Genomic DNA, 14,016 nt, shown 5'->3' with positions numbered 1-14,016 from the left:
TCCATGCGTATCGATGTCATCAGCATCTTTCCCGAGATGTTCGAAGCCGTGAGCGCCTATGGCGTGAGCGGTCGCGCGATGAAGCAGGGGCTCCTGGAGCTGACCTGCTACAACCCGCGCAACTATACCGAGGATCGCCACCAGACCGTGGACGACCGGCCCTTTGGCGGCGGTCCCGGCATGGTCATGAAGATCCAGCCGCTGGAGCGCGCCCTGGCCGATGCCCGGGGTGATTCGGCGGCGAAGGTGATCTACCTGTCCCCCCAGGGTCGCAAGCTCGACCAGGCGGCGGTACGGGAACTGGCGCAGGAGGAGCATCTGATCCTCATCGCCGGGCGTTACGAAGGCATCGACGAGCGTTTCATCGAGACGCACGTGGATGAAGAATGGTCGATTGGCGACTATGTGCTGTCCGGCGGTGAATTGCCGGCCATGGTGCTGATCGATGGGGTTACGCGACTGCTGCCCGGAGCCTTGGGGCATGTGGATTCCGCCGAGCAGGATTCGTTTACCGACGGCCTGCTCGATTGCCCGCACTACACCCGACCCGAGGTGTACGAGGGCCGTCGCGTACCCGACGTGTTGCTCAGTGGTAATCACGAGCATATCCGGCGCTGGCGCCTGCAGCAGTCCCTGGGACGCACTGCGGAGCGACGCGCCGATCTTCTGGATAGCCGCTCGCTTTCTGGGGAAGAGCAGAACCTGTTGGCGGAATACCTTCGTCAGCGGAACGATAGTTAGGTATCGATGGCGGGCCGCGGCCTGTCTTAGGAGCAGAGTGACATGACCAACAAAATCATTGCCCAGATCGAAGCTGAGCAGATGAACAAAGAAATCCCGGCGTTCGCCCCCGGCGACACCGTGATTGTCCAGGTTAAGGTGAAGGAAGGCGACCGTCAGCGTCTGCAGGCCTTCGAAGGCGTGGTGATCGGCAAGCGTAACCGCGGCCTGAACAGCGCCTTCACCGTACGCAAGATCTCCAACGGCGTTGGCGTCGAGCGTACCTTCCAGACCTACAGCCCGCTGGTCGACAGCCTGAGCGTCAAGCGTCGCGGTGACGTGCGCAAGGCCAAGCTGTACTACCTGCGCGAGCTGTCCGGCAAGGCTGCCCGCATCAAGGAAAAGCTTTCCTGATCGCGGCGTGACCAGAAAAAAGCAGCTTCGGCTGCTTTTTTCGTTTCTGAGGTTCGAGGTAAGACATGACGACCCGCGAAGCGGAAATCCAGCGGCGCACGGCGCTGTCGGAAACCCGGGTGGCCAAGGCGGTGTTCCCGCCCACCACCAATCATCACGACACCCTGTTCGGCGGCACCGCCCTGGCCTGGATGGACGAGGTATCCTTCATCACCGCGACGCGCTTCTGTCGCAAGCCGCTGGTCACCGTCTCCACCGACCGGATCGATTTCAACCACCCCATCCCCGCCGGCTCCATCGTCGAGCTGATCGGCCGGGTGGTGAAGGTTGGCAACACCAGCATCAAGGTGCAGGTGGAGGTGTTCGTCGAAGGCATGCTGGCGGAAGGGCGCGAGCGCGCCATCAACGGCGCCTTCAGCTTTGTCGCGGTCGATGACGAGGGCAAGCCGACGCCGGTGCTGCCAGGCTTCGCCGCGTGAGCGCCGAACGGCTGATCGAGGAATTCCTCGACGCCCTGTGGCTGGAAAAGGGACTGTCGCCCCATACCCGCAGCGCCTATCGCACCGATCTGCTGGCCTTCGCCCGCTGGCTGGAGGGCAGGGGGCTGACCCTGGAGAACCTGGGTCGCGACGCCGTGCTCGATCATCTCGGCTGGCGCCTGAGCGAGGGCTACCAGGCGCGCTCCACGGCGCGCTTTCTCTCCGGTCTGCGCAGCTTCTACAAGTATGCCGTGCGCGAGGGGCGGGTCGCCGAGGACCCGACGCTGCTGGTGAGCATGCCGCAACTGGGCGCACCGCTGCCCAAGAGCCTGTCAGAGGCGGACGTGGAAGCCCTGCTGGCCGCACCAGATACCGAAGACACCCTGGGCCTGCGCGATCGCACCATGCTCGAGGTGCTCTATGCCACCGGGTTGCGGGTGACCGAGCTGATCAGCCTGACCCTGGACGAGATCAACCTGCGCGAGGGCTCGTTGCGGGTCTTCGGCAAAGGCAGCAAGGAGCGGCTGATCCCCTTGGGCGAAGAGGCCATCGCCTGGCTGGAAGACTATTTGAAGACCGCGCGCCCGCTGCTGCTGGGCGGCCAGCCCGGCGATATCCTCTTTCCCAGCCAGCGGGGCACGCCCATGACCCGGCAGACCTTCTGGCACCGCATCAAGCTGCATGCCCAGGTGGCGGGCATCCGCACCTCGCTGTCACCGCATACCCTGAGGCACGCCTTCGCCACCCATTTGCTCAACCACGGCGCGGATCTGCGCACGGTGCAGATGCTGCTCGGCCATACCAGTCTGTCCACCACCCAGATCTACACCCACGTCGCCCGCGTGCGGCTGCAGCAACTGCACGCCCAGCACCATCCGCGCGGCTAGGGCCCACCGCCGTAGCCGGCAGGTCTGTGGTAGGCTTGCCGGCGTCTCAACAGGAGTCAAACATGCGTATTTCCCAACTGTTGCTCGCCGCTTGCCTGGGGCTCGGCGTGCAACTGGCTCAGGCCGAACCTGAGCAGGCCATTCGTCAGAGCCTGACCGCGCTGCAGCCCAATCTCGCCATCGAGTCCATCGCCAAGAGTCCGCTGGAAGATCTCTACCAGGTCCAACTCAAGGGCGGCCGGGTGCTCTATGCCAGCGGCGACGGCCAGTTCGTCATGCAGGGCTATCTGTACCAGGTCAAGGACGGCAAGGCCTCCAACCTGACCGAGAAGGCCGAGAACGTCGCCGTGGCGCGGCAGATCAACGGCCTCGACCGCAACCAGATGATCATCTATCCCGCCCAGGGCGAGACCAAGGCGCACATCACCGTCTTCACCGACACCACCTGCCCCTATTGCCAGAAGCTGCACGCCGAGGTGCCCGAGCTGAACAAGCGCGGCATCGAGGTGCGCTACCTGGCCTTCCCGCGCCAGGGCATGGGCTCGCCGGGCTCCAAGCAGCTGGAATCGGTGTGGTGCGCCAAGGACAAGCCGGCGGCGCTGAACCAGATGTTCACCGGGCGTGAGGTCAAGTCCGAGAGCTGCCAGAGTCCGGTCGCCCAGCAATTCGCGCTGGGGCAGAACATGGGTATCCAGGGCACGCCGGCGATCATTCTCGCCGATGGCCAGATGATCCCGGGCTACCAGCCGGCCGACCAGCTGGCGGAAGCGGCAATCGGCGCCCGCTAGGCGCCTCAATCAGAGCTATGAACGGGGCCGCGGAGCGGTCCCATACGACATGGGGATAAGGGTGTGAAGCCGGTCAAAGTAGGCATCTGTGGTCTGGGTACCGTGGGCAGCGGGACCTTCAACGTGCTCAAGCGCAACGCCGAGGAAATCGCCCGGCGCGCCGGACGGGGTATCGAGGTGGCGCAGATCGCCCAGCGCCGACCCAATCCCCAGTGCGATACCGGCAGTACGCCGATCACCGCCGAGGTCCTGGCGGTGGCCGACAATCCCGAGATCGACGTGGTGGTGGAGCTGATCGGCGGCTACACCCTGGCCCGCGAACTGGTGCTGCGCGCCATCGCCAACGGCAAGCACGTGGTCACCGCCAACAAGGCGCTGATCGCCGTGCACGGCAACGAGATCTTCGCCAAGGCACGCGAGCAGGGCGTGATCGTCGCCTTCGAGGCCTCCGTGGCCGGCGGCATCCCGGTGATCAAGGCGCTGCGCGAAGGCCTGGCCGCCAACCGCATCAACTGGGTGGCCGGCATCATCAACGGCACCGGCAACTTCATCCTCTCCGAGATGCGCGAGAAGGGTCGCACCTTTCCCGATGTCCTGGCCGAAGCCCAGGCGCTGGGTTATGCCGAGGCCGATCCGACCTTTGACGTCGAAGGCATCGATGCCGCCCACAAGCTGACCATCCTGGCCTCCATCGCCTTTGGCATTCCGCTGCAATTCGACAAGGCCTACACCGAGGGCATCACCCGCCTGACCACCGCCGATGTCGGCTACGCCGAGGCGCTAGGCTATCGCATCAAGCACCTGGGCGTGGCGCGCAGCACCGACCAGGGCATCGAGTTGCGGGTGCACCCGACGCTGATCCCGGCCGATCGGCTGATCGCTAACGTCAACGGCGTGATGAACGCGGTGATGGTCAATGGCGACGCCGTCGGCTCGACGCTGTTCTACGGCGCCGGTGCCGGGCAGGAGCCGACCGCCTCGGCGGTGGTGGCCGACCTGGTGGACGTGGTTCGCGCCATGACCTCGGATCCCGAGAATCGCGTACCGCACCTGGCCTTCCAGCCCGATGCGCTGTCCGACCATCCGGTGCTGCCGATCGAGGCCTGCGAGAGCGCCTACTATCTGCGTATCCAGGCCAAGGATCACCCGGGCGTGCTGGCCCAGGTGGCGAGCATCCTCTCGGCGCGCGGCATCAACATCGAGTCCATCATGCAGAAGGAAGCCGAGGAACATGACGGCCTGGTGCCCATGATCTTGCTGACCCACCGCGTGACGGAGCGCCATATGGTCGAGGCCATCACCGCGCTGGAAGCCCTCGATGACGTCGTCGGCGATGTCGTCCGCATCCGTGTCGAGCACCTGAACTGAGCAGCCTGGCGGCGCCTGGCGCCGCCGTCTTTCCCGAGGTCGAGTCATGCGTTACATCAGTACCCGCGGCCAGGCGCCCGCGCTGAATTTCGAAGAAGTGCTGCTGGCGGGTCTCGCCAGCGATGGTGGTCTCTATGTGCCGGAGAACCTGCCGCGCTTTTCCCTGGAAGAGATCGCCTCCTGGACCGGTCTGCCCTACCACGAGCTGGCCTTCCGGGTGATGAAGCCCTTCGTCGCCGGCTCCATCGCCGATGCCGAATTCAAGGCCATCCTGGAAGAGACCTACGCTGGTTTCGCCCATAGCTCGATCGCGCCGCTGCGTCAGCTGGATGCCAACGAGTGGGTGCTGGAGCTGTTCCACGGCCCGACCCTGGCCTTCAAGGACTTCGCCCTGCAACTGCTGGGACGGCTGCTCGACCATGTGCTGGCCAAGCGCGGCGAACGCGTGGTGATCATGGGCGCCACCTCCGGCGACACCGGCTCGGCGGCCATCGAAGGCTGCAAGCGCTGTGAGAACGTCGACATCTTCATCCTCCATCCGCACCAGCGGGTGTCGGAAGTGCAGCGCCGGCAGATGACCACGCTGCTGGGCGACAACATCCACAACATCGCCATCGAAGGCAACTTCGACGACTGCCAGGAGATGGTCAAGGCCAGCTTCGCCGATCAGGGTTTCCTCAAGGGCACCCCGCTGGTGGCGGTCAACTCGATCAATTGGGCGCGGATCATGGCCCAGATCGTCTACTACTTCCACGCGGCCCTGCAGCTGGGCGCCCCGGCGCGCTCCATCGCCTTCTCGGTGCCCACCGGCAACTTCGGCGACATCTTCGCCGGCTACCTGGCGCGCAACATGGGGCTGCCGGTGAGCCAGCTGGTGGTAGCCACCAACCGCAACGATATTCTGCACCGCTTCATGTCCGGCAACCGCTACGACAAGCAGCAGCTGGAAGCCACCCTGTCGCCGTCCATGGACATCATGGTCTCGTCCAACTTCGAGCGCCTGCTGTTCGACCTGCACGGTCGCGATGGCCTGGCCCTGGCCGAGCTGATGGCGAACTTCCGCAGCAGCGGTACCCTGACGGTGGCCGACGATCGCTGGACCGAAGCGCGCAAGCTGTTCGACTCCCTGGCCGTGAGCGACGAGGAGACCTGCGCCACCATCGCCGAGGTCTTTGCCGCCACCGGCGAGGTGTTGGATCCGCACACCGCCATCGGTGTGCGCGCCGCTCGCGAATGCCGCCGCAGCCTGGCCACACCCATGGTGGTGCTGGGCACGGCCCACCCGGTGAAATTTCCCGAAGCGGTGGAAAAGGCCGGCATCGGCGCGACCCTCAGCCTGCCGACCCACCTGGCCGACCTGCTGCAGCGCGAAGAGCGCTGCACCGTGCTGCCCAACGACCTGGCCGCCGTCCAGGCCTTCGTCAGCCGCCACGGCAAGCGTGGTCAGCCGCTGTAAGGGGGTTCGTCCAACCTGCGACCGTAGGTTGGGCTGAGACGGCTCCCTCGTCGAAGCCCAACACGGCGGACTCCAACCGTCTTTGTTGGGCTTCGCTGCGCTCAACCCAGCCTACGCTGACCTGTAGGTTGGGTTGAGACGGCTCCATCGTCGAAGCCCAACAAGGCAGACTCCAACCGTCGCTGCTACGCTCAGCCCAACCTACGGATCCACGGTCCCAAGCCCCTCGGCCTTTTCCGGTACAATGCCCGGCTTTCCCTGCCGGTGACCCGCCCATGGCTCTGCAAGCCACGCCCTACAAAGTCGAACTCAACCTCACCGATCTGGATCGCGGGGTCTACGAGAATCTGCGCCTGACCGTGGCGCGGCATCCCTCCGAGACCGAGGAGCGCATGGCGGTGCGGTTGCTGGCCTATGTGCTCTGGTACAACGAGCAGCTGGCCTTCGGTCGTGGCCTGTCCGACGTCGACGAGCCGGCGCTGTGGGAGAAGAGTCTCGATGGCCGGGTGCTGCACTGGATCGAAGTCGGCCAGCCCGATGCCGAGCGCCTGACCTGGTGCAGCCGTCGTACCGAGCGCACCAGCCTGCTGGCCTACGGCAATCTGCGCGTCTGGCAGACCAAGGTGGTGGACGCGGTCAGGACGCTGAAGAATCTGCACATCGCCGCGGTTCCCGCCGAGCCCCTGGCCGAACTGGCCCGCGATCTGCCGCGCAGCATTTCCTGGCAGGTGATGATCAGCGAAGGCACCCTGTTCGTCACCGACGACCGCGGTCAGCACGAATTGCAGCTGGAATGGCTGCTGGGCGAACGTTGATGCGCCTGGAGCCCCGTCCGCTGCCGGCGGTGTTGCCCGACCTGGGTGACCTGCCGCCGCTGCTCACCCGGCTCTATGCCGCGCGCGGCGTGACCCTGCCGGAAGAACTGGACAAGGGGCTGGCGCGGCTGGTGCCCTATCACCAGCTCAAGGGCATCGAGGCGGCGGTGGAGCTGCTGGCGCGCGCTCTGGAAGAGCGCCGGCGCATCCTCATTGTCGGCGATTTCGATGCCGATGGCGCTACCGCCAGCGCCGTGGGCGTGCTGGCCCTGCGTCGCCTGGGCGCGGCCTGGGTCGACTACCTGGTGCCCAATCGCTTCGAATACGGCTACGGCCTGACGCCCGAGATCGTCGCCGTGGCCCTGCAGCGCGAACCCGAGGTGCTGCTCACCGTCGACAACGGCATCTCCAGCCTGGACGGCGTGGCCGCGGCCAAGGCGGCCGGGTTGCAGGTGGTCATCACCGACCACCACCTGCCGGGCGCCGAATTGCCCGCCGCCGATGCCATCGTCAATCCGAATCAGCCGGCCTGTGCCTTCCCCAGCAAGTGCATCGCCGGGGTCGGGGTGATCTTCTATGTGATGCTGGCCCTGCGCAGTCGCCTGCGCGAGAACGGCTGGTTCGCCCGTCAGGGCCTGGCCGAGCCCAACCTAGCCGAGTTGCTGGATCTGGTCGCCCTCGGCAGCGTCGCCGACGTCGTGCCGCTTGATGCCAACAACCGCATCCTGGTGCACCAGGGACTGATGCGTATCCGCGCCGGTCGGGCGCGCCCGGGGCTCAAGGCGCTGCTGGAAGTGGCCGGGCGCCAACCGGGCAAGGTGGCCTCCAGCGACCTCGGTTTCATTCTCGGCCCGCGGCTCAATGCGGCGGGGCGCCTGGACGATATGTCCATCGGCATCGAATTGCTGCTCTGCGAAGACCCGCAACTGGCGCAGGAGTATGCCCAGCAGCTGGACGACTTCAACAAGGATCGCAAGAGCATCGAGCAGGGCATGCAGCGCGAGGCGCTCAAGCAGCTCAAGGAATTGCCGGAAGACAATCTGCCCTTCGGTCTCTGTCTGTTCGACCCGGAGTGGCACCAGGGCGTGATCGGCATCCTCGCCTCGCGCCTCAAGGAAAAGTATCACCGCCCGGCGCTGGCCTTCGCCGACGACGGCAGTGGCAACGGCATGCTCAAGGGCTCGGCGCGTTCGGTACCCGGGCTGCACATCCGCGATGCCCTGGACGCCGTGGCGACCCGTCATCCGGGGCTCATCACCAAGTTCGGCGGTCACGCCATGGCCGCCGGCCTCAGTCTGCCCCAGGCGCATTATGAGACCTTTGCCAGCGCCTTCGACGCCGAGGTCCGTCGCCATCTGCAGGCCGACGACCTCAATGGGCGCCTGCAGACCGATGGCTGCCTCGCTCCGAGCGAATTCCAGCTCGATCTGGCCCAGGCCCTGCGCCAGGCCGGCCCCTGGGGGCAGCAGTTCCCCGAGCCGCTGTTTCACGGCACCTTCGAGATCCTCTCCCAGCGCCTGCTCAAGGAACGGCACCTCAAGCTGACCCTGCGCAGCGAGCAGGGCGGCCCGGAGCTGGACGGCATCGCCTTCAACATCGACCGTGACACCTGGCCCGATCCCAACATCCGCTGGGCCGAGCTGGCCTATCGGCTGGACGTGAATGAATTCCGCGGCAACGAGAGCGTGCAGTTGCTGGTGGTGCACCTGGCACCGCGTTAGTCGGAACAGCGACCTATTCTGTTCGGGAACACTCCAATGCGGTGAATCCCGACTAGACGAGGTCCGCCATGAGTCTCCTGTTCCAGCCCCTGACCCTGCGTCAGCTGACCCTGCCCAATCGCGTGGTGGTCTCCCCGATGTGTCAGTATTCCAGCGAAGACGGCTTCGCCAACGACTGGCACCTGGTTCACCTGGGCAGTCGCGCCACCGGTGGCGCCGGCCTGGTGATCTTCGAGGCTACCGCGGTCACCGCCGACGGGCGCATCACGCCCCAGGACCTGGGGTTGTGGAAGGACGAGCAGATCGAGCCCCTGCGCCGTATCACCCAGTTCATCGAAGGCCAGGGCAGCGTCGCCGGTATCCAACTGGCCCATGCTGGCCGTAAGGCCAGTACCTGGCAACCCTGGCTCGGCAAGCACGGCAGCGTGCCCATCGCCGAGGGCGGCTGGGTGCCGGTGGCGCCCTCGGCCATCGCCTTCGATCCCCAGCACACCCGGCCCACCGCCATGGATCGCGACGACATCGCCAGCATCCGCCGGGCTTTCGTGGACACCGCCGAGCGCGCCCTGGCGGCCGGCTTCAAGGTGGCCGAGGTCCATGCCGCCCACGGCTATCTGCTGCACCAGTTCCTCTCGCCGCTCTCCAATCGCCGCGAGGACGATTACGGCGGCAATTTCGAGAATCGCATTCGCCTGTTGCTGGAAGTCACCGCCGATGTACGTGCGGTCTGGCCGGAAGCGTTGCCGCTGTTCGTGCGGGTCTCGGCCACCGACTGGGTGGAAGACGGTTGGGATGTCGATGAGACGGTGGAATTGGCGCGGCGGCTGAAGACCCTGGGCGTCGACCTGATCGACGTCTCCTCCGGCGGCACCGCCGCCCAGGCCGACATTCCCACCGGGCCCGGCTACCAGACCCAGTTCGCCGAGCGGGTGCGCAAGGAAGCCGGGATTCCCAGTGGCGCGGTGGGCATGATCACCGATGCGGCCCAGGCCGAGCACGTGCTGCGTACCGGTCAGGCCGATCTGGTGCTGCTGGCCCGCGAACTGCTGCGCGATCCCTATTGGCCGCTGAATGCCGCCGAAGCCCTACGGGAAAAGGTCTCCTGGCCGCCGCAATACGTGCGCGCCGCGCACCGGGATACGCCGCTGCGCAAGCCGTTCGGGGAGGAATAGGGCGCGGGACGGAGCCATCCGTGCGGATGGCTCCCGAGTTAGGGCTTGACCGGGCGCAGCATCGCCTCCAGGGCGTCGCTGTCGTAGTAGTCGCCCAGATACCAGATGCGGCCGTCGCGGATCTTCATGATGCTGGCGCCGCGGATCTTGACCGGTTGCTTGCCGGTGGCGGTGACGCGGTTGCCGGTCAGTTCCCATTCGAAGGCGATGCTGCGCGGGCCGATGACCGGCTTGTGCACCATCTTTACCTGTAGATCCGGGACGGCCTTGAGGGTGACCTTGACGATGCGGTCGCGGGCCTGGGTGCGGCTGGTCTCGGTGGTGGCGGCGCCGCTGTCGAAATACTGCACCTTGGGGTCGAGCAGGGCGCTGGCGGCCTCGGCATCGTGATCGTTCCAGGCATCGAGATAGCGATTGGCGATGAGGCGGGCGTCCTCGGCGGCGGCCTGGACCTGGCCGGCAGTGAGGGCGAGCGAAAGCGCGAACAGCACAGCCAGACGCGAGCGCATGGGGTGTCTCCGGCAACTGCAAGGGAAAGGCGCAAGAGTAGCGCCGTGGGCGGCCCGCGGTCAGCAATATTTTGTATCAACCGGCTGGTCGCGACGGCGACCTCGGCAACATTCGGTAAGCAGGTGCCGGGAGCCAGACGGTGTGGTCAGCGGTCCTAAAGGGCTGAATCCTGACTCTGTGGAGGTCATCCATGAACACCCGCGGTTTGCTTGATCAATTGCTCAAGGCGGGCCAGCAGGCGCTGGCCAAGAAGACCGGTCACTCGGCCCCCCGATCCGGCACGGCGTCCACCGGCAAGGATTCCCTGGGCGGTCTGCTCTCCGGACTGGGCAACAGCGGCCTGGCGGCTGGGGCCCTGACTGCGCTGCTGGGCAGCAAGCGCGGTCGCGCCATGGGTGGCAAGGCTGTCGGCTATGGCGGTCTGGCGGCGCTGGGCATGGTGGCCTACAAGGCCTATCAGTCCTGGCAGGCCAATCAGGCCCAGGGTACGGCAGCCGTCGAGCCCCGTACCGTGGATCGGGTACCGGAGCACGAAGCCGAGGCCCATGGCCGGGCGGTGCTGATCGCCCTGATCGCGGCAGCCAAGGCCGATGGTCATGTCGATGACCAGGAGCGCCAGGCCATCGAAGCCGAGATGGCCAAGCTGGACAACGATCCCGAGTTGCGCAGCTGGTTGCAGCGCGAACTGGAACAACCGCTGGATCCGGCCAAGGTCGCCGCGGCGGCGGAAACGCCCGAGATGGGCGCCGAGATGTACCTGGCCAGCCTGATGCTGATCGACGATCAGCAATACATGGAAAAGGCCTACCTGGACGAGCTGGCGCGCCAGCTGCGCCTGGAGCCCGGCCTGCGCGCCGAGCTGGAGCGTGAGGCCGCGGCGGTCTAACGGCTAGGCGAGCGGGCGTTCCTCACCCAGCAGGACGCTCCGCTCTGCCGCGCAGAGGTGCAGCAGGAAATCCCAGACCACGCGCAGGCGCGCTGAGCGGTGCAACTCCCGGTGGGTCGAGATCCAGTACTCGCGGGTGAAGGACCGCTCCGGGAGCACGCCTTCCAAGGGAGTGTTCTGACCCACCAGGTAGCAGGGCAGCACCGCGATGCCGATGCCGGCGCAAGCGGCTTCGCGCTGGGCGATGACACTGGTGCTGCGAAAGACGATGCGCGGATCCGAACAGAGTCCCTGGATGAATTGCAGTTCGCGGGTGTACAGCAGGTCGTCGACGTAGCCGATGAAGGTCTGCTCGCCGAGATCGGCCTGGGCGTCCAGGGGTGGTGCCCGATCCAGGTAGGCACGACTGGCATAGAAGCGTAGGCGATAGGGCGTCAGCCGCCGGCCGATCAGGCCTTCGGCGGTGGGTCTTTCCAGGGTGATGGCGATGTCCGCTTCGCGATTGGTGACGCTGACGAAGCGCGGCACCGAGACCAGCTCCACTTCCAGCCCCGCATAGTCGCGCAGCAGCGCGCCCAGGCGCTGGGCGAGAAAGCCGGTGCCCAGGCCTTCGGTCACCCCGACCCGCACCTGGCCCAGCGGATTGAGTCGCTGGGTTACCGCCTCCTGGGCCAGCAGTGCGGCTTCTTCCATCGCCTGGGCGTGCGCCAGCAGGGCCTGACCGGCCGGGGTGAGCTGGTAGCCGCTGGCCTGCTGCACCAGCAGCTGGCTGCCCAGGGCGCGTTCCAGGGTCTCCAGGTGGCGGGCAACGGTCGCATGACTGACGCCCAGGCTGCGGGCGGCGGTAAGCAGGCGGCCATGGCGCTGGACCTCCAGAAAAACCCGCAGATCGTTCCAGTCGAACATCCCGTCTCCTTGTCTCGGCCTGTCTGCGCGGTCGCTTGCGGGGCGCTGTTCAGAAATGCACAGCCGGTGCCCGTTTTCTGCGACTGTTGTTCGCGGATGACGACACTAGGATAGGGACCACAACAACAAAAAAGCGAGGGAACGTCATGCCCGGTCCTGCTGCGGAATATGACTTCATCATCGTCGGCGCCGGTCCGGCCGGCTGCCTGCTGGCCAATCGGCTGTCCGCCGATCCGGCCCATCGCGTGCTGCTGCTGGAAGCCGGCGGCCGTGACAACCATCCCTGGATCCACATCCCCGTCGGCTATCTGTTCTGCATCGGCAATCCGCGCACCGACTGGTGCTTCAAGACCGAGGTGGAGGCGGGCCTGGGTGGCCGCGCGCTCAACTATCCGCGTGGCCGGGTGCTGGGTGGCTGCTCGTCCATCAACGGCATGATCTACATGCGCGGCCAGGCCCGTGACTATGACGGCTGGGCCGCCGCTGGCAACCCCGGCTGGAGCTGGCAGGACGTACTGCCGCTGTTCAAGCGTATGGAAGATCATTGCGACGGCGCCTCGGCCGTTCATGGTGCCGGGGGTGAATGGCGGGTCGAGCGGCAGCGCCTGCACTGGACCCTGCTCGACGCCTTTCGCAGTGCCGCGGGTGAAACCGGCATCGCGCCGGTGGAAGACTTCAACACCGGCGACAACGAAGGCTGCGGCTACTTCCAGGTCAATCAGCGTAATGGCGTGCGCTGGAATGCCGCCAAGGCCTTTCTCAAGCCCATCCGCCAGCGTGCCAATCTGCAGGTGCTGACCGGGGTGCAAGTGGAGCGGGTGCTGCTGGAGGAGGGCAGGGCACGGGCGGTGCTGGCGCGGCTGCCGGGCCAGGCCGAACCCCAGCGCCTGGTGGCGCGGCGGGAGATCGTGCTCTGCGCCGGCGCCATTGGCTCGCCGACCCTGTTGCAGCGCTCCGGCATCGGTCCGCGCGGCCTGCTCGAAGGGCTGGGCATCGGTGTCCAGCATCGGCTGGAAGGGGTCGGCGGCAACCTGCAGGATCACCTGCAACTGCGGCTGATCTATCGGGTGCACGGCGTGCCGACCCTCAATGCCCTGGCCGGCAGTCTCTGGGGCAAGCTGGGCATGGGCCTGGAGTATCTCTGGAGTCGCAGTGGTCCCCTGGCCATGGCGCCGAGCCAACTGGGCGCCTTCGCCCGTTCCGATCCCGGGCAGCCCTCGGCCAATCTGCAGTATCACGTGCAGCCGCTGTCGCTGGAGCGCTTCGGCGAGCCCCTGCACGGCTTTCCCGCCTTTACCGCCTCGGTGTGCAACCTGCGCCCGGCCAGTCGTGGCCAGGTGGCCATCCGCAGCGCCGACCCGCTGGCCGCGCCGCTGATCCAGCCGCGCTACCTCAGCGCGCCGGAGGATCTCAAGGTGGCCGCCGACGCCATCCGCCTGACCCGGCGCATCGCCGCCGCGCCGGCACTGGCCGCTTACCGGCCCGAGGAGTATCTGCCAGGCCCGGCTTATCAGAGCGAGGAAGAACTGCAGCAAGCCGCGGGCGCCATTGGCACCACCATCTTCCATCCTTCCGGCACCTGCCGCATGGGGCAGGGCGCCGACGCCGTGGTGGACGCCCGCCTGCGGGTGCATGGCATTCCCGGGCTGCGGGTGGCCGACGCCTCCATCATGCCGACCCTGGTCTCGGGCAACAGCTGTTCGCCGACGCTGATGATCGCCGAGCAGGCGGCCACCTTCATGCTGGCCGAGGCGCGGGAGCAGGGCAGTCACGAGCTGCCCGCCGCGGTTGCCCGGGCCAGCGCCGCCTCGGCGGCCTAGCTGCGTCCATCCGGTTCCACCGACGGCGGAGCCTCCCGCCGTTTCCACCGTAGTAGCTGTCGCCCATAACAACA

Annotated in this window: 14 protein-coding genes; 12 read left to right on the top strand and 2 right to left on the bottom strand. The window is 66.6% G+C overall.

Annotated features, from left to right (window positions below; genetic code table 11):
• Window positions 1-3 precede the first annotated feature (3 nt).
• The 10 genes from trmD (at window position 4) to FEZ61_RS13415 (ending at window position 9,820) form a co-directional block, all read left to right on the top strand.
• Window positions 4-741, top strand: a complete 738-nt coding sequence (gene trmD, locus FEZ61_RS13460) for a tRNA (guanosine(37)-N1)-methyltransferase TrmD (RefSeq protein WP_068383467.1) — start codon at window positions 4-6, stop codon at window positions 739-741.
• Window positions 742-783: 42 nt separating this feature from the next.
• Complete coding sequence (gene rplS / locus FEZ61_RS13455; RefSeq protein ID WP_007160957.1) at window positions 784-1,134, top strand: 50S ribosomal protein L19; 351 nt, start codon at window positions 784-786, stop codon at window positions 1,132-1,134.
• A 65-nt stretch (window positions 1,135-1,199) separates the two neighbouring features.
• The gene (locus FEZ61_RS13450) at window positions 1,200-1,613 is read left to right on the top strand and encodes an acyl-CoA thioesterase (RefSeq protein ID WP_007160958.1); all 414 of its coding nucleotides are present in this window, start codon (window positions 1,200-1,202) and stop codon (window positions 1,611-1,613) included.
• Complete coding sequence (xerD, locus tag FEZ61_RS13445) at window positions 1,610-2,500, top strand: site-specific tyrosine recombinase XerD (RefSeq protein WP_017640793.1); 891 nt, start codon at window positions 1,610-1,612, stop codon at window positions 2,498-2,500. Before FEZ61_RS13450 ends, xerD begins: the two co-directional genes overlap by 4 nt.
• Before the next feature lie 62 nt (window positions 2,501-2,562).
• Complete coding sequence (locus FEZ61_RS13440; RefSeq protein ID WP_017640792.1) at window positions 2,563-3,288, top strand: thioredoxin fold domain-containing protein; 726 nt, start codon at window positions 2,563-2,565, stop codon at window positions 3,286-3,288.
• 63 nt (window positions 3,289-3,351) lie between these two features.
• The gene (locus FEZ61_RS13435) at window positions 3,352-4,656 is read left to right on the top strand and encodes a homoserine dehydrogenase (protein ID WP_017640791.1); all 1,305 of its coding nucleotides are present in this window, start codon (window positions 3,352-3,354) and stop codon (window positions 4,654-4,656) included.
• A gap of 46 nt (window positions 4,657-4,702) precedes the next feature.
• Window positions 4,703-6,112: a threonine synthase gene (thrC, locus tag FEZ61_RS13430; protein WP_064307872.1), complete on the top strand. Its 1,410-nt coding sequence runs from the start codon at window positions 4,703-4,705 to the stop codon at window positions 6,110-6,112.
• A 275-nt stretch (window positions 6,113-6,387) separates the two neighbouring features.
• The gene (locus FEZ61_RS13425) at window positions 6,388-6,927 is read left to right on the top strand and encodes a YaeQ family protein (RefSeq protein ID WP_007160963.1); all 540 of its coding nucleotides are present in this window, start codon (window positions 6,388-6,390) and stop codon (window positions 6,925-6,927) included.
• Window positions 6,927-8,648: a single-stranded-DNA-specific exonuclease RecJ gene (recJ, locus tag FEZ61_RS13420; RefSeq protein ID WP_173149035.1), complete on the top strand. Its 1,722-nt coding sequence runs from the start codon at window positions 6,927-6,929 to the stop codon at window positions 8,646-8,648. The genes FEZ61_RS13425 and recJ overlap by 1 nt, the downstream gene beginning before the upstream one ends.
• A gap of 68 nt (window positions 8,649-8,716) precedes the next feature.
• A complete protein-coding gene (locus tag FEZ61_RS13415; RefSeq protein ID WP_093256104.1) occupies window positions 8,717-9,820 on the top strand; it encodes an NADH:flavin oxidoreductase/NADH oxidase in 1,104 nt (367 codons plus the stop codon).
• Between the two features lie 38 nt (window positions 9,821-9,858).
• On the opposite strand, the gene FEZ61_RS13410 is transcribed toward FEZ61_RS13415, so the two are convergent.
• Window positions 9,859-10,329, bottom strand: a complete 471-nt coding sequence (locus tag FEZ61_RS13410; protein ID WP_093256106.1) for a nuclear transport factor 2 family protein — start codon at window positions 10,327-10,329, stop codon at window positions 9,859-9,861.
• Window positions 10,330-10,520: 191 nt separating this feature from the next.
• Between FEZ61_RS13410 and FEZ61_RS13405 the strand changes: the two genes are divergently transcribed.
• The gene (locus FEZ61_RS13405) at window positions 10,521-11,216 is read left to right on the top strand and encodes a tellurite resistance TerB family protein (protein ID WP_093256109.1); all 696 of its coding nucleotides are present in this window, start codon (window positions 10,521-10,523) and stop codon (window positions 11,214-11,216) included.
• 3 nt (window positions 11,217-11,219) lie between these two features.
• On the opposite strand, the gene FEZ61_RS13400 is transcribed toward FEZ61_RS13405, so the two are convergent.
• Window positions 11,220-12,122, bottom strand: a complete 903-nt coding sequence (locus tag FEZ61_RS13400) for a LysR family transcriptional regulator (RefSeq protein WP_173149033.1) — start codon at window positions 12,120-12,122, stop codon at window positions 11,220-11,222.
• A gap of 146 nt (window positions 12,123-12,268) precedes the next feature.
• Here FEZ61_RS13400 and FEZ61_RS13395 point away from each other — a divergent pair, with 146 nt between their 5' ends.
• Window positions 12,269-13,942, top strand: coding sequence for a GMC family oxidoreductase (locus tag FEZ61_RS13395; protein WP_093256114.1), 1,674 nt, complete (start codon window positions 12,269-12,271; stop codon window positions 13,940-13,942).
• Window positions 13,943-14,016: the final 74 nt, after the last annotated feature.

The sequence above is a fragment of the Pseudomonas sp. MS15a(2019) genome, from assembly GCF_013277805.1.
Classification (GTDB): Bacteria; Pseudomonadota; Gammaproteobacteria; order Pseudomonadales; family Pseudomonadaceae; genus Chryseomonas; species Chryseomonas benzopyrenica.
Note: the sequence above shows the minus strand (reverse complement) of the source record. Positions and strands in the feature narration are given on the sequence as shown.

What these genes read in the sequence shown, in the direction of transcription:
- trmD (WP_068383467.1), top strand. Translation starts at nt 4, where the DNA reads ATGCGTATCGATGTCATCAGCATCTTTCCCGAGATGTTCGAAGCCGTG.
- rplS (WP_007160957.1), top strand. Translation starts at nt 784, where the DNA reads ATGACCAACAAAATCATTGCCCAGATCGAAGCTGAGCAGATGAACAAA.
- FEZ61_RS13450 (WP_007160958.1), top strand. Translation starts at nt 1,200, where the DNA reads ATGACGACCCGCGAAGCGGAAATCCAGCGGCGCACGGCGCTGTCGGAA.
- FEZ61_RS13440 (WP_017640792.1), top strand. Translation starts at nt 2,563, where the DNA reads ATGCGTATTTCCCAACTGTTGCTCGCCGCTTGCCTGGGGCTCGGCGTG.
- thrC (WP_064307872.1), top strand. Translation starts at nt 4,703, where the DNA reads ATGCGTTACATCAGTACCCGCGGCCAGGCGCCCGCGCTGAATTTCGAA.
- FEZ61_RS13425 (WP_007160963.1), top strand. Translation starts at nt 6,388, where the DNA reads ATGGCTCTGCAAGCCACGCCCTACAAAGTCGAACTCAACCTCACCGAT.
- recJ (WP_173149035.1), top strand. Translation starts at nt 6,927, where the DNA reads ATGCGCCTGGAGCCCCGTCCGCTGCCGGCGGTGTTGCCCGACCTGGGT.
- FEZ61_RS13415 (WP_093256104.1), top strand. Translation starts at nt 8,717, where the DNA reads ATGAGTCTCCTGTTCCAGCCCCTGACCCTGCGTCAGCTGACCCTGCCC.
- FEZ61_RS13410 (WP_093256106.1), bottom strand. Translation starts at nt 10,329, where the DNA reads ATGCGCTCGCGTCTGGCTGTGCTGTTCGCGCTTTCGCTCGCCCTCACT.
- FEZ61_RS13405 (WP_093256109.1), top strand. Translation starts at nt 10,521, where the DNA reads ATGAACACCCGCGGTTTGCTTGATCAATTGCTCAAGGCGGGCCAGCAG.
- FEZ61_RS13400 (WP_173149033.1), bottom strand. Translation starts at nt 12,122, where the DNA reads ATGTTCGACTGGAACGATCTGCGGGTTTTTCTGGAGGTCCAGCGCCAT.
- FEZ61_RS13395 (WP_093256114.1), top strand. Translation starts at nt 12,269, where the DNA reads ATGCCCGGTCCTGCTGCGGAATATGACTTCATCATCGTCGGCGCCGGT.